This window comes from Paenibacillus sp. BK033, assembly GCF_004345425.1.
Classification (GTDB): Bacteria; Bacillota; Bacilli; order Paenibacillales; family Paenibacillaceae; genus Pristimantibacillus.
In genome coordinates this window covers 1,323,381-1,345,673 of record NZ_SLVP01000001.1, presented here as the reverse complement: position 1 = coordinate 1,345,673, position 22,293 = coordinate 1,323,381, and the positions used below count along the sequence as shown (strand labels likewise).

Here is a 22,293-nt window from a genome sequence, read left to right as displayed (position 1 = left end):
CCTCATAAGCAGCAAAGCTCGGTACTGCCGAAAAATAAGGATAATTGCTGCGGCGTTTCTTTACAACATTTTAAATTGTTTAACGGGTCCTTGAAGCTGGGGCAGGTTTCGTAAGCCTTTAGGAAAAACTGCTCCGCCTGCTCTAAGTTCATGTAAATCGCTTGAATGCACCCAAGGGCATTATAGCCTAAAGCACGCCACTTCGGATAGTCCGTTAATGAAACCAGCAACTGGAAATGCCGCTGCGCCTCACTCCAATTTTGCAGATGCATATGCGTCATTGCCAGATACAGCCGGGCCAGATTACATTCCGGAAGGTAAGATACAGCGGATTGAAAATGAGTGGCGGCATTGGAAAACATAAATAATTTATAATACCCCTGCCCCTTCGAGATCATCATCGCGTACTCGTATGGCACTTCCATATCGAGCTCCGCATTGTAAGCTTCCTCTGCCGAAACCTGTTCATGTTTCCCTGCCTGGTTGGCATAATGCATAGTCTGCGGCGGCGCAGTTGGCTTCTTGGCTGGCGACGGCGCCGCCGGTTCAGCTGCCGGTGAAGGCTTAGCAGGCGGTTCGCCAAGCTCCGTGCTGCTCTCCATCGCCAGCATGGGCGGCGGAATCATTTGCGTCACGGTGCCTTCCAAGGCAGCTGCATGCTGCTCCACGAAACAAGAAAACTTTTCCTCGAAATCAATCCAGTGCTCGACGAGGGAATCGCTCATTTTCTTGAGCATCACAAGCTGCTCGTCGAATTGGGCTTTCTGCTCGCCGGTTGCCGTTGGATAGGCTTCAATCAGGTGATCCAGCATTTCGTTCATGGCTTCGAACATTTGTTGAAACATTACGCATCCCGCCTTCACCAAAGAATTGAGGAGTGTTATGCTCATTCTTTGTTTCGGGAGTCCTTTTCATACCCCATGCCATTCGTTACATAGAGCTGGAACCCGGGCTTTACAAAACCGTCGCGTGGATTTCCTCGGACAGGCTTTTCAGCGGGCGGTTATCGCTGTCCAGAATCGTTACGATCGGCTTATGCGCGCGAGCTTCTTCGTTGGACATGGAAGCGTAAGAAATGATAATGACTTGGTCTCCAGGCTGAACCTGACGCGCAGCGGCGCCGTTCAGGCAGATAACGCCGGAGCCGCGTTTGCCCGTAATGACATACGTTTCAAAACGCGCGCCGTTGTTGTTATTTACGATTTGCACCTTTTCATTTTCCCAAATATCGGCCGCATCCATCAAATCCTCGTCAATGGTGATGCTGCCGACATAGTTCAGGTTCGCTTCCGTTACGGTAGCCCGGTGCAGCTTCGATTTCATCATCGTTCTATACATGATTTTTCACCTCGGTAGTTGGTACGAATAGGGCATTGTCAATGAGGCGCGTAGTGCCAAATTTAACGGCAAGCGCCAAAATATATTTACCGCTCTGGGCAGCAATTGGCTCGCCCCAGGCTGGCAGCTCCAGAGAAGGATAAGTCAGCCATTCCGCGTAGTCGATATCGGCTTGGCTAGCTTCACTGATTTTTGCTTTCACTCGTGAAAGAAGTTCCTCAGGCGTAATCCCCTTCTCTTCCACCCACGCTTTGGCTGCCGCAAGCGACTGCGATAAAACAACAGCCTGCTGGCGCTGCTCCGCCGACAAATAAACATTGCGCGAGCTGAGCGCAAGACCGTCCGGCTCGCGCACAATCGGACACGGCACGATCTCAACCGGAATATTCAGATCGTCGGTCATTTGCTGAATAACGGCAAGCTGCTGGGCATCCTTCATTCCGAAATAAGCCCGGTCCGGTTGAACAAGATGAAACAGCTTGCTGACGACCAGGCCAACGCCGTCGAAATGCCCCGGTCTGGAGGCCCCGCACAAACGATCCGTGAGCTGGCTAACAATAACCGAAGTGCGCGGCTTCGAAGGGTACATTTCCTTCACGTCCGGCATAAAGACGATATCGATGCCGTTCTCCTTCGCAATCGCGAGATCCCTCGCCTCATCGCGCGGATAGCGCTCGAAGTCCTCGTTAGGACCAAACTGCATCGGGTTAACAAAAATGGATAATACAGAAGCGGTGTTCTCCGCAACCGATTGCCGCATCAGGCTGGCATGGCCTTCATGCAGGAATCCCATCGTCGGCACTAAGCCGATTGTCGCATTGTCGTTAGATTTTTTAATAGAAATAAGTTCGTTTTTGAGTTCAGCTATGGTTCGACACAAAATCACGCCCCTGAGACTCCTCTCTGCTTGCTTGACTGTTGTTTGTATGAGTTGCTTCCCCCGCGCCATACAATTGATTGATCGCTGCCGGCTTGGCGCCAAACGTATGCTCTTCAGCCGGGAAAGCTCCCGCTTTCACTTCATTGACATAGCTGCTAATGGCACTTCGGATCGTGGAGCCGATATCCGCATAGGTTTTGACCATTTTTTTCTCGATATAAGGAGAAGAATATTGCAAAATATCATGATAAACGAGCACCTGGCCGTCGCAGCCGCGGCCTGCTCCGATCCCTATTGTAGGAATGGTCAGTTCTTTGCTGATGGCTTCCGCAATCGGTTCGGTTACGAGCTCAAGAACAACCGCAAATGCTCCCGCAGCCTCAAGCGCCTTCGCATCCTCCATCAGCTTTTCGGCTTCCTTGTCCAGCTTGCCCTGCACTTTGTAGCCGCCAAGCTGGTGCACGGATTGCGGCGTCAATCCGATATGCCCCATAACCGGAATTCCGGCTTTTACGAGTGCCGCGACTTCGGGCGCAATATCCGTACCGCCCTCCAGCTTAAGCGCCTGGGCTCCGCCCTCCTGCATCAGACGCGCTGCATTGCGGAGAGTTGTTTCGCGCCCGATGCCATAAGTCATAAACGGCATGTCGGTTACGATAAAGGTGTTTTTCGCACCGCGCGCTACGGCGCGTGTATGATAAATCATATCGTCGAGCGTGACCGGAATCGTCGTGTCATAGCCGAGTACGACATTGCCCAGCGAATCGCCGACCAGAATAACATCCAGTCCGGCTTCCTCTGCCAGTACGGCAGACGGGTAATCGTAAGCGGTCAGCATCGAGATTGGATTTTTGTCCTGCTTCATCTTCTTGAGGTTGGTAATCGTTAGACGTTTCCTCATTACGCTTCATCCCCTTTTAAGTTTTAGGATAAACACAAAAAAACCTTTTAGCCGCTGCTAAAAAGGTTCCCGAACGAAAAAGGAAACGTATGCTAAATAATTGCTTCCTTCTGTCTCGGTCCCTACGGCTCAGAGCAGAGTGTGCCTTGCTTGTTTATAACATTTATTACCCTTTGCAGTGCAGCTCTTACCAGATACCGCCTGCTTTCTTTATAGTAGCAAAAAAAGGCGTGCCCGTAAACGCCTTTAGCATACGGGCTCGCCCATTTCGGCGGAAAACACGACAACCGTGCTGCCGTCCTCTTTGCGAACGGTTAAAGCGCCGCTTGCATCGAGGCCAATCGGCACGCCGTCGATCGTTCCTTGCGGAGTGATTAGCCGCGCCGGCTTGTTTAGGGATACCGATAACGCTTCCCAAAGCGTAATAACCGGAGCAAATCCTTTGTCCAGATAGAGGAAGTACAACTGCTCCCACTCCTGCAGGAAATCGGTTATAACCGTAACACGGTCAAACCCGTCCCCTCCATTGGCGATTCGAAGAGAAGTAACCTTCTCCAGCATTTCCTCCGGGTAATCCGTCTTCTCCAGATTTACGCTTATGCCAATTCCGGCAATGACATAACGGAGACGTTCCTCTTCCGCCGTGGATTCCAGCAAAATGCCGCTAATCTTCTTCCCTTCGATCAGCAGGTCATTTGGCCATTTGATCCCAATCGGCAGCGCTGTAAGCCGGCGTAAGCTTCGGCATAAGGCAACGGCGGTAAGTAGCGTTAATTGCGGGGCAAAATGTATAGGCACGGAAGGACGAAGCACCATGCTCATCCAAATGCCCTTCCCCTGCGGCGATACCCAGCCGCGGCCCATCCGGCCTCGTCCGTTATGCTGCTGCTCCGCGATCACCAGCGTCCCTTCGGGAGCGCCTTCTTCCGCCAGCTTTTGTGCCAGATTTTGCGTGGAATCCACCGCTTCATGCCACTCGATCGAGCTGCCGAACACCTTGGACCTTAACTCGCTTATCAGCTTGGGAACGGACAAGGTATCCGGTGAAGACAACAGCTTATAACCAAGCCGTCTGGACGCTTCAAAGACGTATCCAAGCGATTCCAGCTTCTTGATCTGCTTCCATACGGCTGTCCTGCTGACGCCCAGCTCATGGCTGATCATTTCTCCGGACACGTATTCGCCGGGATTTTGTTCAAACAATTCAAGCAATCGGTTAGTTGACATCGTTATCGATCCTCGATATTCCATATTTGAGCTTGCTTTAGCAAAGCATCCTTCTCGTTGGGCAGCTTGTCCAGCGCAACCTCGAGCAAAAGACGATTAAGCAGCTGGCCCGTCCATGCTCCCGGTTCCATGCGAAGTCCTTCCGCCAGTTGTTTGCCATTTAGCTTCAGCTGCTTTAACGTTATGGCGGTCATGCCTGCCAGCCATTTATCAAACAAATTACACAGGTGATGAAGACTATGCTTATTATCCCATGCGATTATGGTAAGCCATCTAAGGGATGCTTCTTCCCCATATTGAAGGACCGTACTTGTCCAGACATGCCGCAGATCGGCATTCCGATTCTGTTGGTTCATGGCGGATTGGACGGACAAAACGGACAATATGGCGTTCATCTTCCGCGCAGGCAAACGCAGCGCCTTTAACGTTTCTTCCGCATCGCGAAGCGTGATCCCTCCTGCCATTAATAGCGCAGCATAACGGGTTTCCGGTTCATCCAGCTTGTTTAAATCACAATAATGGGTACTCTGCACCTGATCTAGCTTTTCTGCAGCAGGCAGGACCGTTCCGGTATTCTTTAGCAGCTTGCAGGCAGCGAGCAATTGCAATGCCCTTCCGGGATGGGCTCCGCCAATCATGCGGTCCAGCTCGGCTTGAACCCGCTCCATCGCAATATGCCGAAGCAATCCCCGATGCTTGATTAGCGCTCTCCAGGTAGAGTGAGCAATCGTGAACTCAAATTGCGAGGCAAACCTGATCGTCCGCAGCATTCTCAGAGCATCCTCCTGGAACCTGGCGTCCGCATCTCCTACGCAGCGAACGGTTTTTCTCTTGAGATCGGAAAGCCCGCGAAAAGGATCGTATAGCTCCCCTTCGGCATTCATCGCCATTGCGTTTATCGTTAAATCGCGGCGCAGCAAATCGCCGTCCAAGCGGTCGATGAACTCGACCTGCAATGGGCGGCGATGCTTCTCGTATTCCGATTCCGTACGGAAGGTCGTCACTTCATAAGAGCCGCCATGCTGGAGAACGGTCACCGTTCCATGCTGAAGTCCCGTCGGAATGCAGCGCGGAAAAATAGACATAACCTGTTCGGGTCTGGCCGACGTCGCGATATCGACATCCTTAATCGGCAGTCCCATAGCGGTATCCCTTACGCAGCCTCCGACAAATACCGCTTCAAAGCCTTGCTGCACAAGCGCTTCAAGCACAGGTAATGCCTGGAGCATAAGGTTAGGCAAAGCGAAGCGTGCTTCCATTGGACTCAAGCACTTCCTTCCTGATTTAAGCCTCGCATACCGGCATTGGCAAATCGGCTTCCATTCCCAGAACCCGGTAATAAATTTGTTCATATTGCGTGGTAATCACGTCATTGCAGAACTCGTTGCGCGCCCTGAACAAGCAGGCTTCCTTAAACGACTGATGAAGCTTTTCGTCCTTAAGCAGCCCCGCAGCGTAAGCGGCCATTCCTTCAACATCTCCGATTGGACACAAATAACCGGTCTCGCCATGAGTGACAAGCTCAGGGATCCCTCCGGCAGTCGAACCGACGGTTGGCACTCCGCAAGCCATCGCTTCAAGCGCAACGAGGCCAAAGCTTTCCTTCTCCGAAGGCAGGAGCAATAGATCAGCCATCGAAATCACCTGCGCAACGTCTTCCTGCTTGCCAAGGAAATGGACACGGTCTTCCAGACCCATTTGGCGGATTTTGCATTGGATTTTGGACAATTCCGGACCCTCGCCAACAAGCAGCAGCTTAGCCGGAATTTGCGAGGACACACGCTCGAAAACATCCACAACGTCGCTTACTCTCTTCACGGGACGGAAGTTCGATATATGCATAAGTATTTTTTCGTGCGGCTGCGCATAATCGGCCCTCAGAGAAGCTGCGTCGCGCGGGTAATAAACGCGTTTGTCCACGAAATTGTACGTCAGATCAATCGGTCGCGTAATATCCAGGAGCTGCCTGGTTTCATTGATCAGGTCCTGCGATACGGCCGTCACGGCATCGCTTTCGTTAATCGCCAGGCGGATCAAATCCTTTAGCGACTCATCCTGCGCAAGCACGGTAATGTCCGTGCCATGCAGCGTCGTAACGGTTTTGAAGCCGTCGCCAATCATTTGCTTAGCCAGATGCGCGCATACGGCATGAGGAACCGCGTAATGCACGTGAAGAAGATCCAGCTTCTCCATCTTGGCCACTTGGGCCATCTTGCTTGCTAATGACAGGTCGTATGGCGGATAACGGAATACGTAATAATCGTTGACTTCGACTTCATGGAAAAAGATGTTTTTATTAAATTTCCCGAGACGGAACGGTATGCTATGGGTAATGAAATGAATTTCATGACCGCGCTCGGCCATCAATTTGCCTAGCTCCGTAGCTACAACACCGGAACCGCCCAGGGTAGGATAACACGTGATTCCGATTTTTAATTTACGTGCCATATCGTAAGTCCACCCTCTCGTGTAACATGCTGATATTCTATATATTCGACATTATTTTGATTATGAGATTTTTTTCTTTTCGTTAAAACCACTCGATGGCATGCGGGCGCTTGATAGCAAAGCCCTCCGCATATTTCCAGCCGCGGGTCTGGCCAAGCAGACTATCCCGGGCTTCAACCCGCTCTATATAACGATCCGTAAGAGGAGTCGCCACTCGGTCTTCGCCGGGGGCAGCCGTTTGAAATTGAGATTGATAAGCCATTAAGGATTGTCTTTTCCGGTCGTAAAAGTCCGAAACGTTAACCATCAGCGAGACGTTATCGACATCGTTTATGTAATAATAAATAAATTGTTCAACCTGCGCGGCCGGCAGCTCCGGCATGTAACGACGCAGCTTTGCGTTAAACACGGCCTCTTCAACCAGCTTGCTGCACGCGATATGGTCCGGATGACGGTCCACCCAATAAGGAGCGAAAACGATGCGCGGACGTGCGCGGCGAATTTCCGCAACAATCGCATCGATGTGCGGCTTGCTGATTTCGAGCCCGCGATCTGGCAATCCAAGATTGGTGCGAGTATATAAACCAAGCACCGAGGAAGCCGCGGAAGCTTCCTGCTTCCTGAGCTCCACGGTGCCGTTAGAAGACATTTCCGCTTCGGTTAAATCACAGATCCCTACCCGTTTCCCGGCAGCCGTATACTTCGCGATCGTTCCGCCCATCCCGATCTCCGCATCGTCCGCATGCGCGCCAAAGACGAGAATATCTAACGGTTCGCTCATGGCGCATCCACACCCGGCTTATATTTGTGTACAAGCTCGCGCCATGCGAAATCGCCGCGTGCTAGCGCGCGGACGAGCAGCTCTGCTGTAGCCACGTTTGTAGCAACCGGAATGCCCTGCACGTCGCAAAGACGAAGCAAAGCGATAATATCCGGCTCGTGAGGCTGGGCCATGAGCGGATCCCGCAGGAATATAATCAGATCCATCTCGTTTTGGGCAACCAAAGCGCCGATCTGCTGGTCTCCGCCAAGCGGACCGGACATAAACCGTTGAATCTGCAGATTGGTTTTTTCCATGATACGGGTACCCGTTGTACCGGTAGAATATAATTCATGCGGCGCAAAAACACTCTCATAGGCGGTTACAAAGTTAACCATCTCTTCTTTTTTCCGGTCATGCGCGATAAAAGAAATTTTCAACATCCTATAATCCCCACTCTTTCTAGGCTGTATATAGATTAGTCCATCAAATGTTCAAAGCCATAAATCAAACCGCTGTAGCCCATCACTTTCTTAACCGCTACGTTAACGCCCGGCATATAACCGGCACGGTCATAAGAATCATGACGGATCTTCAGCGTCTGGCCATAACCGCCAAATACTACCTCTTGCTGTGCGAATACGCCAGGAAGTCTGACACTATGTATACGGAAGCCGTTATAATAACCGCCGCGCGCGCCTTCAATGACCTCTTCCTCATTGGGGTTGCCTTGGCGAAGCTCCTGGCGAACCTGCGAGATGAGCTCTGCCGTCTTGATGGATGTGCCAGAAGGGGCATCCAGCTTCTGGTCGCCATGATATTCGATAATTTCGACATGAGGCATATATTTGGACGCTTCAGCAGCGAATTTCATCATCAGAATCGCGCCAATCGAGAAGTTCGGAGCAATCAATGCGCCAATGCCTTTCTCTTGGCAAAGCTTGTCCAACTCTTCGATTTGTTCCGGCGTAAAGCCGGTAGTGCCCATGATGGGACGGACGCCATGCTCGATTGCGACCTTGGTATGATGATAAGCAAGTGCCGGCACGGTAAAGTCAACCATAACATCCGCTTTTGCACGGCTTAAAGCCTCCTCGATTGTTGCGCTAACGGTAACTCCCGTATTCGCTTTGCCCGCAAATACGCCGGCGTCCACAGGACCTGCTGAAGGAGCGACGGCAGCAACGAGCTCGAGCGCCTCGTCCTCCAGCACCATTTTCACAACTTCCCGGCCCATTCGGCCGCTTGCTCCGATTACTGCTACCTTAATAGCCACCAAGATCACCTATTCCTTCTGTTGTTGTTTGCCCATCACCCGTTTGCGCAGCATTCTGCGCTTCCGATTCATATCAGCGAATAAACGGCGCGCCGCGGAATGACCGGGATCCAGTCTGATTGCTTCCCTGGCGTTTAGGACGGATTCCTCCAGCTGCCCCATTTCCGAGTAGGTTAACGCTAGCAAATAAAACGCCTCGAAGCTAAGCGGATCCAGCTCTGCCGCCTGCTGCAGCAGAGGTATTGCATCCGCATACTGCGATGGCTCTTTCGCAAGCTTCTGCTCCGCAGCAGCCACCAGTAGTTTCGATTCAATCGTTTGCAAATAGTATTGATATTCGGGATGATTTCCGTCAAGCTCTACTGCTTGCTTCGCATATTGATGCGCCTTGGTCCACTTACCGCTTCTGGCGCATGAAACCGCGCATATATGTTGATAGCTCGCATTTAGAGGTTCTGCCGCTATCGCTTGCTCGAACCAATAAATCGCTTGTTCAAAATCACTGTTAAGAATAAACTCATACGCCTTCTTCACGCAGCTTTCCCCGTCCATCTGCCCATCCTCCTTGTACACAGGTTGATGGTACAGCATATGTAAAGGTGCGTTCTACTGTTCGCCGTTTTTTCTCGTCCAGCGGTTAGCGTCCCGGGTATTGAATTTCTTCATGACTTTGTTATGCGCTTCAGTCAAGTCAATGTTGAGCGAATTCGCAAAACAGGACAAAATAAATAAAATATCGCCAAGCTCCATCTCAATGGAGTTTTCTTCTTCATTCGGCTTCTTAGGTTTCTCGCCGTAACAGTGATTCACTTCTCTAGCGAGCTCGCCAACTTCTTCGCTCATCCGCGCCATAAGCGCCAACGGGCTGAAGTAGCCTTCCTTAAATTGACCGATATAAGCATCCACTTCGCGCTGGATATCGGCTAAAGATTTCTCTGCCATGTGTGAATAACCCTTTCTCCCTTATGTATAACGCTAATATCACCTATGTTAACGTAAAGAAGCGATGAAAACAATGTTTTTTGAACCGTCTGTTAAGCTATAATACATAAATAGCCCGTTCAAGAACTTAAAAGGAGTTTAATTTATGTCCCGGAAATTCATGCTTCAGCTTCAAACCGTACTGCCCATTTTGGTCGGTACAGCCATCTATGCGTTTGGCCTTCATTATTTCGTAATTCCGAATCAGCTGATGGAAGGCGGAGTAACCGGTATTGGCGTATTGCTCAATTATGCGGCCGGAATTCCTTTGTCTCTTTCCACGCTGATTTTGAACATACCGCTTTTCCTTATCGGCTGGAGGAAATTAGGCCTTGGCGAAATGGCCTACACATTAGTCGGCGTCGTTTCCTTATCGGGCTTCCTCGCCCTCATGGAATGGATGATCGACAAAGGTTGGATCGTCACCTTTCATAATTCGCATGATTACCTGCTTGCCGCCCTTTATGCCGGCGTTACCTTGGGAGGCGGGCTTGGCATCGTATTCCGTGCTGGCGGAACCACAGGCGGCGTAGACATCATCGCCAGAATCGCATCAAGGCGAAAGGCTTTCAGCATGGGGCAGTTTATATTGATTTCCGACGCCGTCATTATCGGAATTTCTTTATTGTACATACCCATTGAAAAAGTTTTGTACACACTGGTTACGGTCTTTGTTGCATCCAAGCTTATCGACTTCATTCAGGATGGCGCGTATGCGGCCAAATCCTTCTCCATTATTACCGAGCAAGGCAAGGAAATGGCTGCCCAGATCACTTCCGAACTCGACCGTGGCGTAACGTTAATGCCGGCAAGGGGCGCTTTTTCCGGACAATCAAAAGAGGTCGTCTACTGCGTTGTTCAGCGGCAAGAAATGCGCCGTCTTAAGAACATCATACGCCGTATCGACCCCAAAGCGTTTACCGTTATTAGCGAAGTTCACGATGTGCTTGGCGAAGGATTCAAAGAAGACTAAAATTACGACAATGGCTTTACGCCGTAAGGCTGCTGCTTGTACTTTCTCCAGCCCGTGTAGGTAAGAACTGCCATGATAATGGCGCCTAGAAGCAAAATCCAGCTTATGGGATGCGCTTCCCCAATCGGCGCCACGACCGGCTCCTCGTCTTGCGGTTGACCGTTATCGAATAACCGGTTTACCGAAAACTCAAGATCCGATATCGAATTATCCGTCCAATCCTGTTTGGTTTGCCCTTTCATCCCCGCTTCAAGAAGAACGTTCGTGTATTGCATCCGATCACGCAATTCGTCAATCCGTTCCGTTGGCCGCTGCATGGAAGCAGCGGCTTCAATGCGCGATAAATGTTGGTTAAAGCTGTTCATCGCCGCTCTCGCCGCGATCGCGCCATCATCCGTCTGCCTGTTCCAGGAGCGGTTCACCCTCTCCAAGTCCTCCAGCATCACTTTCTCATACTGCAGCCATAACGCATGGTCCGGACGCAGCAACGCATCCGTCGTTAAATGAATACGCGCCGCAGCCGTAAGCCAATCGGAGGTTACCTTACCGTTCTTAAGCGTGTAAGTAATCGAAGCGATACTCTCGTCCATCAGCTTCCATCCGGCAGCTTGTCCCGCTTGTCTGATATCGCTCTTGTTCATTAGCTTATCCAGCTGCTGGACATATTTATAGCCGGCTTGGCGATTGTTCGTGTAAGCAGCTTCGTATAAAGCAGCAGCCGTCTCGTCTAAGCGAAGCAGCTCATTCCTTGATTCGTTTTCATGGCCTGTCCCGATCAAGTCCGCAGGAAAGGCCTTGGCAGCCGTAACCGAACAGACGGTCATGACGATACATAAGAATAAGGGCAGCGCAATTCGTATCTTCATGGACATCCCTCCTAAAAACCGCACAATAGGCCAGCCTTGGCTCATGCGGTGATTTACGTCATAAACATTTGCTATGACCACTTTATGAAGGGATGTCCAAATTTATGTCTCTTTTCTTGCTCTTAATGCCAATCCGCCAACAATAAAGCTGAAGATGGTCAAGCTGTATGTAAACCATTTGACTGCGGTTAAATCATCCATAAGCTTGTCCGAAAGCCATGGAAACACATCATACGTATAATCCACGGTATCATTTAGCAGCAACCATAACGTACCGATTACGGCTGCCCATAAGCCGGCTCTCATAAAACGGGCATACAACAGCACTTCAACGGCCATTGCCGTATGCGAGACCATAAGCATCCAATGTTCCCATTGGAGCGGATCCCCTTGGATGCTTCCTGCCACAATCATAGAAACCGCCCAGATGCCATACTTAATAGAAGTAACAACCGCCAGGCCTTCGATAATCATCCGCGCTCCATTGACAAAACGGGAGTTCCCTTGCGGAGGAAACAGCCAATACAGCAAGGTTAAAGTAAAGAACAAGCTTGCTGTTGGGCTATCCGGGACGAATACAACCTGCCACAACGGATGATGGCTCACCGTATCTTCAATCTGATTGCCATACCAGATGTACCCGTAGACGGTGCCGAGGAAATTAAAGATAAACATTACCCACAAAAAGAGGCGATTTAATAAGAAAGAACGGCTCCAGAACCAAGATAAAGGTATGCCCATTGAAATACACGCCCCTGCTTCGGTTAGATTTGAAAAAACCTGACCGCATAAATACGATCAGGTTTTTATGGTGGTGCTATTTATTCAGCCGGCGCTTTTTGCTTCGCAAGCCAAGTTGTTAATTGGTCAATCTCTGCAGCGGATAGCTGATCTTTGAAAGCTGGCATGCCACCGCGGCCATTGGTCACGGTTTCAACCAGTTCTTCCTTCGACAACCTGTCGCCTACGCCAGTCAAAGCCGGTATCTTCGGCGGATTGCCCTTCAGATCGTTAGCATGACAAGCAACGCATTGCGCTTTCTTGACAATGTCCATTGCCGGGTCGTTGGCGTCAACCAGTGCAACCGTTTTTGTCGGCTTCGTCGCGCTAGGAGGCTCTTGACCTTTCTCGGCTGCTTCACGGGCTTTCTCTTCACGGACTTTATGTTCCGGAATCGAATTCGTAGCTTCCATTTCATGTGTGTAGTGACTCCAGGAGATAACCGTCAAATACACACAGGCGATCAAGGACAAGAACATGAGCGATGATGCGATTGGACGGCGATAGAACCGGCGCTCTTTGCCTGTATCCAGGAACGGAGCAAGCAGCAACCCGCCAAACATAATAGCCGGAACCCCCATCGTACCAAGCACGATGTAGTCGCCAGAAACCCATGGATATTTCAAAAACTGATACAAGAACAAGAAGTACCAGTCCGGCATCGGAATAAAGGATGCATTCGTAGGGTCCGCCGGATAACCAAGCGGTGCACCTTCCGCAATAGTCCAGGTTAGGAAACCAACCAGGACTACGCAGCCCACCATCCATTCCTTAAGCAGGAAGTTCGGTATGAACGCTTCCGATTTACCGGGGTAGGACGTATAGTCTGGCGGAATATTCGGATGATTGCTTTTCTTCACCCGCGAGTCGCCGACATAAACGACCTTCTCGTTCGATTTATGACCATGCGCCATAATAAATCCTCCCTTCGCTTAAAGTGGTCCCGAAATGCCTTGCTTCCGAATCATCAGGAAGTGCGCTGCAAGCATTGCAATAAGAGCGCCAGGCAGGAAGAATACGTGAATTGCGAAGAAACGTGTTAACGTTTGCGCGCCTACGATGTCGCCGCCGTACAGGAACTCACCAATGTAAGGACCGATATACGGTACGGATTCTGCGATCTGCACGCCTACCTTCGTAGCGAAGTAAGCTTTGTTATCCCATGGCAGCAGGTATCCCGTGAAGCCAAGGCCTAACATAATGAAAAAGATCAGCATCCCTACGACCCAGTTCATTTCACGAGGAGCTTTGTAGGAGCCCGTGAAGAATACACGCAAGGTATGTAAAAACATCATTACGATAACCAAACTTGCGCCAAAGTGGTGCATGCCGCGAACAATGCCGCCAAATGCAACCTTATGGTTCAAGTAGTCAACGCTTGCATAAGCATTGATAATGTCCGGTACATAGTACATGGTAAGGAACATGCCGGACAAAATTTGAATTACGGTGATAAAGAACGTCAAACCGCCGAAGCAGTAAACGAATGCCGAGAAGTGATGAGCAGGGTTAACGTGCTCCGGTACTTCATGGTCCGCTACATCCCGCCAAAGCGGCGTAATATCAAGACGTTCGTCAATCCAGTTGTACATCGATTTAAACATCTGCTATTAGCCTCCTATACGCGAGAGTTCGCTTTAATCGGACCTACATACACAAAACCGTTTTCAACTTTCACTTCATATTCATCTAATGGATTTGGGGCAACTGCAAGGTTTTTCCCGTCAACGGTATAACGTGCACCGTGGCAAGGACAATCATACTCGTGATGGCCAAGCGTATTCCAACCGATCGTGCAACCGAGGTGCTTACATACCGGCGAAAGCGCAAAAATCTGATTATTCGCATCCTTCGTAATCCAGGCAGAAAGTTCGGGATCGCTTACATACCAGCCATCGACCTGATGAATTTGGAACTTGAATTCTTGAGGCTCAGTTGTTATTTTGCTCTCTTCAACTACTTTAACCCATGTACCCTCGGCTTTTTTTGCCAAGAGCGGATCAACCGCAAAACGGACCATAGGCAAAACCGCGCCACCAACCATAAATGCAGTCGTACCGCCGAGTGTATACGACAAAAATTGACGCCGGGACATCTCTTTGCGTTGAACCGGACGATGCGCGGTTTCTTGATGTTCGTGGTTACTCATCTTCTGTTCTAACCCCCTTTGCCAACCATTTCTCGCGTTCAGCCACACGGCAAAACGCTTGACGAACTAGGACATAAACTATAATAGCCTAGGCGCTTGGGAGCGTCAAGAATATGGCTCGCGATTTATTTACCTATAAAATGCCATTCACAAATTTGTTGGCAATTTGTCACATTTAACCTTGCCTTAACTTTTGTTTCCCCAAAACCCATTTTTTTTATTCAAAAATACACCCGTTTGGAAGATGACAGCGCTTTATTGACGCCTAGGAGTCGCCGCGGTTCCACAAAGCCTGAACGGCTTTCGACACATTTGCGGAAGTTGGCGCTTCCCCTTCCCCGCCCGGACAGATCACAAGGTCGGCATCCGGGTATTCCAGACCGTCCTGATTCTTAGCCGAGATCACGATGACAAACCGGAATCCGGATTCCTTTAACGACCGGCAGGTTGTCGTAACTAGTGCCTCTGCAGACTCCGCATTCAAGTAATGCATCGCCGGATAGGTCACGATTCTTCCCTTAAAAGGAATTTCTATGAGGTCCATTACGTCCCTTAACTTTTCTAATGCAAGCGTTGCTTCATGCGGCTGCTCCAATCCCGTCATTCCGGTGACCGGCAGCAAGCATGTGTCGAGGTAAGGCTTAAGCTCGTCCCATTGTTGCTCGGCAATGTCGCTAAATTTCATTTCCTGCTCCCTTTCCTGTTGAGATTCGTCCGTAATCTCTATGTTACCCATAAAGGGGGTTTTTGCCAATCCAATCAACAAAAAAACTCCCGCTGCTATGACGGGTCCTTAAGTCCTCCATCATAGGGCGGAAGTTTCTATTCGCGCAAATTAGCTCTTTAATTGATTTAATTGAGCGGCTAAACGGTAGAACGTATCCTCGTCACCAACGGCCAGCGCTTGATCGATCGCTTTGTAGATCCGATCCGAGCGAAACTTGTGAACGGCTTCATCCAATACCATCTCCGCTGCTAATCCTAGCATTGCTTCATACGCAACTTTCATTTTGTCCATAGGATACACCTCCAAACCGGCGTTAAAGAGATCCTATCGTCTTCGACTATCGTCACGCGGTGATTCAAGTGAAAGAGTATAGGTCAACTCGTCATTCTCAGTCACAATCGAACCGGCTCCTACTTTAAGCATATTCACCATTCTGCGCGCCGATAAGTACGATTGCCCCCATTCCAATTAATATGCCATCGCCTAATTGGTTTCATAGAAAATTTAATAGAGAAACATCCGATCCTGATCTTCGAGGTTTACTCCGGCGACCAGCGCCCTTCCCAATTTGGTCATCCGCACAACCGTACCATTCTCCTGATGCTCGCCGATCCGTAGCATGCCCAGATGAACCATCATTCCGATTAACCGGATATCCAGCACCTTGTCGGCCGTGTCGTAATAGAACGGTTTGACAAAGGGGATAAGCACCTTGCGCAGCGAGTCAACCGTAACCCATTGCTCTGCCAGACTGTTCATCCAATGCACAAGCGAATGAATGTTCGGTATTGCCCCTTTGTACAGCTTCAGCCAGAATTTATAGATCTGCTCCATTTCACTCGCCGGCTTGCCGCGCAACCGTTCTTCGCCGCTCGGCGATAAGGTCAATACCAGATTATCGTCAGCGAAATACTTCATATAGCTGCAGTAGTCGAACAGGAGAGACATCCGGTTCGGATAATGGTGAAAATGTCTGCCGTAACCGAATCGCCATTCGCCTTTGCCCGGCAGCTCCTCCGAAATGGCCAGCTTTTCCAGAATCTGTCCGCTGAACCGTTTGTACATCGAACCGTCCGCCGACAGCTGCACCTCATTGTGGTAAATATAATGAAGCAGCTGATAAACATCCTCTTGAACAAGCAATTGTTCGTCCCGGTACATATGCGGCTCATCCGTATAGTGCAGCTCTGCTGCAAACTTTTTGCGAAGCGTTTCGCGGAATCTCGTTCTCAGGTCCTGCGGTACCTGGAACATATAACGATTCGTTCCGGTTACTCCGTTGAACAGCCATCCCTGATGCTTGAACCTGGAGATCATCTCGCGCGGTCCCGATTCTTTGGGCGCTTCGGCCTCGGCCTGCTTTTTCTTTGTGCGTTTCGTTTTCTTCTGCGGCGGTTCTTCCGCTGGGGGCTCCAGCTCGCCAAACTTGCTTTGCTGTACCCTTGCAATCAATTCTTCCAGACTGAAGGAATCTCTTGATTCAAATAGAAGCGAGTTCAAGAACCGCATTTCGTCCAGTTTCATACTGCTGATCTGCGCCTCAAAAACATCTTTCCGGCTGACGGTTGAGAGAATCGACTGAATCAAATCATTTTTTGAGTGGCCATTGCACTCACATTGATATACGGAGGCGATTCGGCTCAACTGCTGAATATCCGCATAGCCCAACATATCCGACAAATTCATGGTATCTCTCCTTTCCGTAACTGCCCGCCGTATGTGTCTCGATCGCGAGCTTATTTGATGCGCTAGCAATAATTAGTACCATTATGGGAAGAATTTTGAATTTTAAAACTAGTTGTGTGAAAAAGCTTCACATTGCATTAAAAAGCTTCGGTAATGCACGCTGCGCAAGCACATGTTCTTTCGATCGCCATTGATACCGGATTCCCTTCGATTCGAAGTTGTATGGAGGGGAATCCGGATATCAAAAGCGAACTAAAAGCTTTCTGGAAGAAAGCTGCTTCGAAAGCATAGTCCTCGCTTCTCAATGAACATTTGCTTGCTCCGCTTCCGCTCGCTCGGTTTTCCACACAAAAAAGCCTTGTAAAATTCAACAGCGGGAACGGCAAAAGGGCTGCCATTGATCTTGGCAGCCCTTGCTCTTCATAAAAAAGGCTGCCATGTAAACGGCAGCCTAAACTGTTGTTAAAAAATAAATTGACGAGGGAATGAACGGATATGTATCTCCTGGAGGAGCGTAGCGTTCGCCTTTGTCACTTCTGAATACACCTTATAAATCTAATCTATATTCAGAATGACAACAGCGGCCGGAAGGAGATACATTTCCGAGAATGGCAAGCTCGGAACCACCATCAATTGGTCGTTACTTCCTGCTCCTTCTCCAAATGACGAGTGCAATTATATAGAAGCGGAATCCATTGCTCATCCTTCAGCTGGAGAATCGAGTAAGAAAGATTGCCCAGCTGCTGCTTCTCGAGATCGACGCAAAGCGTATCGAACATTTGCGCCAGAAATCCGCCATGGGATACCACCAGCAGCCTGCCTTCCGGCCGCTGCTTCTGCCAATCCTGCAAGAATGACAGCCCTCTGGAGCGGACTTCGTCGTCCGTTTCCAGTCCTTGCGCAACCTCGCGCCAGTTCTCGCCCCAGCGCTCTACCCTCTCGGGCAGGGTCAGGCCTTCGACTTCGCCGAAATTGCGTTCCCGCAAACGAGGATCTCCGTCCAGAAGCGGAATACCCAGCTTGTCTGCTATAACCGCAGCCGTCTGGCGAGCGCGCTGCAGATCACTCGATATAACGGCATCCCACAACTTCTCATCTTTGCTTAATCGCTCGGCTAGTGCGTTCGCCTGTTTTTTCCCAAGCTCATTTAAAGGAATATCCGTCTGGCCTTGAATCTTCCCAAGCGCATTCCAATCGGTATTGCCGTGTCGTACCATACCAATAATCAATTGTGATTCCGCCCTTTCCGACAATAAAATGAGAAAACCTCTATCGCGGCAGCCGAATAAAACAGCCACGGTTAGAGGTTGAATATCTGAACAACACCTTAATTAAGCTTGTGCATTAGCTTCTCGTTCTAGACAACCAATTCAAGATTAACAACGTCATCACAATCCCAAGAAGAGATAGGGCGACCCAATATTGCGGGAAGGTTGGAACGACTTGAAGAACGAACGGATCACTAACGCTTGCCACGGGAACCTCGAATTCCGCGCTAATGACGAAATCGCTGCCGGAAGCATTAGCGGTATCCATTAATCCCGTCAGTTGCGCCATCTTTTCTTCCGGTGTGCCATGTTCGTTGCCTTTGATAAAGAATATAAGCGAACACGCGAATATGGCCAGACAAGCGGACAGCACAATCGCAAGGTTGCGCCTGAAAGCAGGCGAGAAATAATAGCTTTTCTGGGAAACCGGCATGAGCCACGATTGTTCAGCATAAATGCGATCCATAACGCTGCGATTGACATGCTCCATCTGGACCGTAACAACCTCATCCTCTTCCGAAAGCTTAAGGATCATCTCTTCGCTTTCTTCCCACAGACGGTATTGTTCGGAACAATGCTCGCAATCGAGCAAATGGGCTTCCATCGCTTCCCGTTCGGCATCTTCCTCTGATAAATATCCGAAGACATCGAACTTCTCTTGTACGTCATCGCATTTCATCGTGTGTTCATCCCTTCGTATTCTTCCATCATCGGCGTCTCGCCAAAGTAAGGCTCAAGCTGCGACTTTACGCTGGCTCGTGCCCGGAATAACAACGATTTCACGGAGCTGACCGTTTGACCCAGAATATTGGCGATCTCCTGGTAGTCCAACTGGTCATATTCCCGCAGAATGAGTGCTGAGCGTTGTTTCTCAGGTAAATTGTTAATCGCCTCGCGAACCATCGCCATCCGTTCGTTGCGCAGCACATGCTGCTCTGGCACTTGATCAGGCGGTGCAGCCGGCATCACATTCGACTCGTCAAGCGGGACGTGAGCCGACTTCTGTTTGCGAAGTTCGCTAAGCACAGTATTTCGTGCAATCGTATACAGCCACGTCGAAAAAGAAGCATCCACTTCGCGGAAGGAATGGAGGCTGCGGTATGCTTTATAAAACGTTTCGGAGCACAAATCCTCAGCGAGCAGCTCCAGCTTGGCACTTTTCAACATATGATAGATAAATGCTAGTATCTTGCGTTGGTAACGGCGCATCAGCTCCGAATAAAGCTCGATGTTTCCGTCCTTAATCTCACGTATTAATTGGGAATCAGTCATGACAGGCGAACCTCCTCACCTGCGAATTCTTCTTCCCAGTTCGATTATGTATCATTGTACCGAACCGGAAGCGAAAAGTTGCGGTCATTATCATAAAAAATTTCAATAAATACGATGTATGTAATTCGATTCGCAATAGCCAAATTCCTTCCTGTTTCGACAAAAAGGATTTTAATCCATATTTTAACAATACCCATTATCCTTCCGTATTGTAACACACCAATTCGCATTAGTCTCAAAAAATAAGTAAACTCTAATTTCCGGCTTGCGGGATTTTGTCGGAATTAGCCAGTTAGGCATGTCCACTAAAAAAGAACAAAAAAAAACCACTCCGAAGAGTGGCAGCATTCATATTGAACGCTATAGTTTTGGATAGGAGTGGAGAGAAACCATACTGTACTTTTATTATATGTATACGCTTCCACAATGTCAACGGTTTTTTTGAAAACGCTTAAACTTTTTTTGCCATCGGGAAAGAAAGCCTTGGAAAGCAAAAAAACCTCTTTCGAGGTTTTATTGGCGGACGGTATATCCGGTTTTGCCGAGCAGCTCCATCGCTTGATCCAGATCTTCTTGGGTCCGGAACGATAAACGAAGAACGCCGGGAACATCTTCCCTGCTCTCGATAATATTGATGTTGCTAAGATTTATCCGGGCACTGCCCAGCTCGCTGGCAATATTGCCGATAATGCCGGGATGATCGGGTACATCCACATAACAATCGTATAAGGAGTGAATCATGCCTTTGCGGCGCTCCGGAAGCTTGCTGCGGAATTCCCCGGCCGTCTCGAAAGCTTCCTCAATCGCGTCGCCGTTCAACGATTCCAGCATCGCGGCAAACTTCTCCACTTCCGCATTCCAATCCTTCAGGAGCTTCAGCAGCACCTCGCGGTTGTTGATCAGAATATCTCGCCAGACGATCGGATCGCTGGCCGCGATCCGGGTAATATCCCGGAAGCCGCCGGCAGCCAGCAATTCGTACAAGCCGTTATTCTCATTGTAACCGCGGACCTGATTAACGAGAGCTACCGCAATCATATGCGGCAGGTGGCTGATTGCGCCCACAATCTCGTCATGCGAATTCGCGTCAACGCTGACAAGATGCGCTCTTGTATGAACCAGAAGATTTTTAAGCCGTTCCAACGCTTCCGGCGGGGTCGTCTCTTCCGGCGTTAACACGTAGAAGGCGTTCTCGAACAGATTCGTGGAGGCCGCTTCAACTCCCGAGCGTTCGGAACCGGCCATGGGATGACCGCCGATAAACGATACGCCATTCCGCTCCAATCTTCTGCCGCACTCGGCCACCGAAGCTTTGGTGCTGCCTACATCCGTAACGATGCAGCCTGGCTTCAAGTCAAGCTTCCCGAGCTCCGTTACGTATTCCTCCAGCTTGCCGACAGGCACGCACAGGAATATGAAGTCGGCGCCTTCGGCTGCTTCCCGCAAGGAAGTTGTCGCGTAATCGACAACTCCCCGCTTCAAGTATTTTTCAACGGAGGACTGACGGTTCGAGTAGCCCACAACGGTAAGCTCCGGCTTGCCTTTGAAGCAAAGCGCCAAAGAACCGCCAATCAATCCTACCCCAAATATCGCGATCTTCGTCATAAGGCTATCCGCGCACCGCCGCTTCCTGCAGGACCAGCTCAAGAGCAGCGATGAACTTTTCGTTTTGCTCCGGAGTGCCTACCGAGACTCGGATGTGTGTCGGATAGTACGTCCAGCGCGGTCTCACAATAACTCCTTTGCGAAGCAGCGACTGGAATACGTCGGCGGAAGGAAGCTTCGTGTCCACCATAACGAAGTTGCCGTGCGCTGGGAAGTAACTCAAACCAAGCCGGTCGAAATGGCTGCACAGGTAGTCAATCCCCGCACGGTTCTGCTGGCGGCAGAACGCTATAAAATCATCGTCGGCAAGCGATGCTTTTGCCGCCGCTTGCCCGAGGCGAGTCGTATTAAACGGCTCACGGATTTGATTCATATATTGAATGACATCCGCGTGTCCGATTCCGTAACCGATGCGAAGCGATGCCAGTCCGTAAATTTTCGAGAAGGTGCGAAGCACGATCAGGTTCCGGTATTTTTTCAGCAGCTTAATGCCGTCCGGGAAACCAGGCTCGTCCACAAATTCGCAATACGCTTCATCCAATACGACCAGAACATCCTTAGGAACTTGATCGAGGAAAGAGGTAAGCTCTTCTTCCGCGACGATTGTGCCCGTCGGATTATTCGGATTGCATACCCAAACCAGCTTAGTACGATCCGTAATCTTGGCGAGCATCGCCGGAAGATCGTGTTTGCCGTCCTTCAATGGAACTTCGATAATGCGTGCATTTTCGATTTCCGCGTTATGCTTGTATTGGGAGAACGTTTCGTCGGCCATAACCGTTTCGTCGCCAGGGGCAAGATAGGTTCTCGCGAGCATAAGGATGATGTCGCTTGAGCCTGTTCCAAAAATAATCTGATTGGCTTCTACCCCGTATTTTTCCGCTACTGCTGCAGTAAGCTCAAAGCTGGCGCCGTCCGGATAGGTGGCAATTTGACCTAATTCATTTATGATAGCTGCTTTCGCCTGTTCCGAATAACCAAATGGGTTCTCGTTGGAAGCAAGCTTGATAACCTCGTCTAATCCTAGCTCTCTCTTAACGTCTTCAACCGGTTTTCCCGGCTGATAAACAGGGAGATGCACGATATTGCTTTTTGGCTGCATCGCCGTTCACCTCTTTGTCATATTGGCCTAATTGGCTAACCGCATGTTTTCTAT

Annotated in this window: 26 protein-coding genes; 1 reads left to right on the top strand and 25 read right to left on the bottom strand. The window is 49.8% G+C overall.

What is annotated here, in order from left to right; translation table 11 throughout:
• Positions 1-2: 2 nt before the first annotated feature.
• The 12 genes from EV294_RS06125 to EV294_RS06070 form a co-directional block, all read right to left on the bottom strand.
• Complete coding sequence (locus EV294_RS06125) at positions 3-845, bottom strand: tetratricopeptide repeat protein (protein ID WP_132304768.1); 843 nt, start codon at positions 843-845, stop codon at positions 3-5.
• A gap of 109 nt (positions 846-954) precedes the next feature.
• Positions 955-1,338, bottom strand: a complete 384-nt coding sequence (gene panD / locus EV294_RS06120) for an aspartate 1-decarboxylase (protein WP_015844046.1) — start codon at positions 1,336-1,338, stop codon at positions 955-957.
• Positions 1,331-2,224, bottom strand: a complete 894-nt coding sequence (panC, locus tag EV294_RS06115) for a pantoate--beta-alanine ligase (protein ID WP_132304766.1) — start codon at positions 2,222-2,224, stop codon at positions 1,331-1,333. The genes panD and panC overlap by 8 nt, the downstream gene beginning before the upstream one ends.
• Positions 2,199-3,119: a 3-methyl-2-oxobutanoate hydroxymethyltransferase gene (gene panB, locus EV294_RS06110; RefSeq protein ID WP_132304764.1), complete on the bottom strand. Its 921-nt coding sequence runs from the start codon at positions 3,117-3,119 to the stop codon at positions 2,199-2,201. Before panB ends, panC begins: the two co-directional genes overlap by 26 nt.
• Positions 3,120-3,365: 246 nt before the next feature.
• On the bottom strand, positions 3,366-4,346 hold the full coding sequence (locus EV294_RS06105; RefSeq protein ID WP_132304762.1) for a biotin--[acetyl-CoA-carboxylase] ligase: 981 nt from the start codon (positions 4,344-4,346) through the stop codon (positions 3,366-3,368).
• 2 nt (positions 4,347-4,348) lie between these two features.
• On the bottom strand, positions 4,349-5,605 hold the full coding sequence (locus tag EV294_RS06100; protein ID WP_243711587.1) for a CCA tRNA nucleotidyltransferase: 1,257 nt from the start codon (positions 5,603-5,605) through the stop codon (positions 4,349-4,351).
• A 25-nt stretch (positions 5,606-5,630) separates the two neighbouring features.
• Positions 5,631-6,794, bottom strand: coding sequence for an N-acetyl-alpha-D-glucosaminyl L-malate synthase BshA (gene bshA, locus EV294_RS06095; RefSeq protein WP_132304758.1), 1,164 nt, complete (start codon positions 6,792-6,794; stop codon positions 5,631-5,633).
• Positions 6,795-6,876: 82 nt separating this feature from the next.
• Positions 6,877-7,575, bottom strand: coding sequence for a bacillithiol biosynthesis deacetylase BshB1 (gene bshB1 / locus EV294_RS06090; RefSeq protein ID WP_132304756.1), 699 nt, complete (start codon positions 7,573-7,575; stop codon positions 6,877-6,879).
• On the bottom strand, positions 7,572-7,997 hold the full coding sequence (gene mgsA, locus EV294_RS06085) for a methylglyoxal synthase (RefSeq protein WP_132304754.1): 426 nt from the start codon (positions 7,995-7,997) through the stop codon (positions 7,572-7,574). The genes bshB1 and mgsA overlap by 4 nt, the downstream gene beginning before the upstream one ends.
• Before the next feature lie 35 nt (positions 7,998-8,032).
• Positions 8,033-8,791: a 4-hydroxy-tetrahydrodipicolinate reductase gene (gene dapB / locus EV294_RS06080; protein ID WP_208403170.1), complete on the bottom strand. Its 759-nt coding sequence runs from the start codon at positions 8,789-8,791 to the stop codon at positions 8,033-8,035.
• Between the two features lie 48 nt (positions 8,792-8,839).
• Complete coding sequence (locus tag EV294_RS06075) at positions 8,840-9,382, bottom strand: tetratricopeptide repeat protein (protein ID WP_165930584.1); 543 nt, start codon at positions 9,380-9,382, stop codon at positions 8,840-8,842.
• 54 nt (positions 9,383-9,436) lie between these two features.
• Positions 9,437-9,772 carry a nucleotide pyrophosphohydrolase gene (locus EV294_RS06070; protein WP_132304750.1) on the bottom strand — a complete coding sequence of 112 codons (336 nt, stop codon included), beginning with the start codon at positions 9,770-9,772 and terminating at the stop codon, positions 9,437-9,439.
• Between the two features lie 145 nt (positions 9,773-9,917).
• Here EV294_RS06070 and EV294_RS06065 point away from each other — a divergent pair, with 145 nt between their 5' ends.
• Positions 9,918-10,784 (top strand): YitT family protein, encoded by an 867-nt coding sequence (locus EV294_RS06065; protein ID WP_132304748.1) that lies wholly within the window; start codon positions 9,918-9,920, stop codon positions 10,782-10,784.
• A 2-nt stretch (positions 10,785-10,786) separates the two neighbouring features.
• On the opposite strand, the gene EV294_RS06060 is transcribed toward EV294_RS06065, so the two are convergent.
• The 13 genes from EV294_RS06060 to hisC all read right to left on the bottom strand — a co-directional run bounded on the left by EV294_RS06060 (position 10,787) and on the right by hisC (position 22,239).
• A complete protein-coding gene (locus EV294_RS06060) occupies positions 10,787-11,650 on the bottom strand; it encodes a sporulation protein YpjB (RefSeq protein WP_165930583.1) in 864 nt (287 codons plus the stop codon).
• Between the two features lie 102 nt (positions 11,651-11,752).
• Positions 11,753-12,391 carry a DUF1405 domain-containing protein gene (locus EV294_RS06055; RefSeq protein WP_207918105.1) on the bottom strand — a complete coding sequence of 213 codons (639 nt, stop codon included), beginning with the start codon at positions 12,389-12,391 and terminating at the stop codon, positions 11,753-11,755.
• A gap of 80 nt (positions 12,392-12,471) precedes the next feature.
• A complete protein-coding gene (locus EV294_RS06050; RefSeq protein WP_132304744.1) occupies positions 12,472-13,344 on the bottom strand; it encodes a menaquinol-cytochrome c reductase cytochrome b/c subunit in 873 nt (290 codons plus the stop codon).
• Between the two features lie 18 nt (positions 13,345-13,362).
• Positions 13,363-14,034: a menaquinol-cytochrome c reductase cytochrome b subunit gene (gene qcrB, locus EV294_RS06045; RefSeq protein ID WP_015844031.1), complete on the bottom strand. Its 672-nt coding sequence runs from the start codon at positions 14,032-14,034 to the stop codon at positions 13,363-13,365.
• A 14-nt stretch (positions 14,035-14,048) separates the two neighbouring features.
• Positions 14,049-14,579, bottom strand: a complete 531-nt coding sequence (locus EV294_RS06040; RefSeq protein WP_132304742.1) for a Rieske (2Fe-2S) protein — start codon at positions 14,577-14,579, stop codon at positions 14,049-14,051.
• Positions 14,580-14,844: 265 nt separating this feature from the next.
• A complete protein-coding gene (locus EV294_RS06035) occupies positions 14,845-15,264 on the bottom strand; it encodes a DUF2487 family protein (RefSeq protein ID WP_243711568.1) in 420 nt (139 codons plus the stop codon).
• 150 nt (positions 15,265-15,414) lie between these two features.
• Entirely contained in the window at positions 15,415-15,597 is a 183-nt protein-coding gene (locus tag EV294_RS06030; RefSeq protein WP_015844028.1) for an IDEAL domain-containing protein, read from the bottom strand.
• A 213-nt stretch (positions 15,598-15,810) separates the two neighbouring features.
• Complete coding sequence (locus EV294_RS06020) at positions 15,811-16,830, bottom strand: hypothetical protein (protein ID WP_347813049.1); 1,020 nt, start codon at positions 16,828-16,830, stop codon at positions 15,811-15,813.
• A 791-nt stretch (positions 16,831-17,621) separates the two neighbouring features.
• Positions 17,622-18,221, bottom strand: coding sequence for a histidine phosphatase family protein (locus EV294_RS06015; protein WP_132304736.1), 600 nt, complete (start codon positions 18,219-18,221; stop codon positions 17,622-17,624).
• A 115-nt stretch (positions 18,222-18,336) separates the two neighbouring features.
• Positions 18,337-18,939, bottom strand: a complete 603-nt coding sequence (locus tag EV294_RS06010) for an anti-sigma factor (protein WP_132304734.1) — start codon at positions 18,937-18,939, stop codon at positions 18,337-18,339.
• Entirely contained in the window at positions 18,936-19,532 is a 597-nt protein-coding gene (locus tag EV294_RS06005) for an RNA polymerase sigma factor (protein WP_132304732.1), read from the bottom strand. Before EV294_RS06005 ends, EV294_RS06010 begins: the two co-directional genes overlap by 4 nt.
• A 513-nt stretch (positions 19,533-20,045) precedes the next feature.
• Complete coding sequence (locus EV294_RS06000; protein ID WP_132304730.1) at positions 20,046-21,137, bottom strand: prephenate dehydrogenase; 1,092 nt, start codon at positions 21,135-21,137, stop codon at positions 20,046-20,048.
• 4 nt (positions 21,138-21,141) lie between these two features.
• Complete coding sequence (hisC, locus tag EV294_RS05995; protein WP_132304728.1) at positions 21,142-22,239, bottom strand: histidinol-phosphate transaminase; 1,098 nt, start codon at positions 22,237-22,239, stop codon at positions 21,142-21,144.
• Between the last annotated feature and the right edge of the window lie 54 nt (positions 22,240-22,293).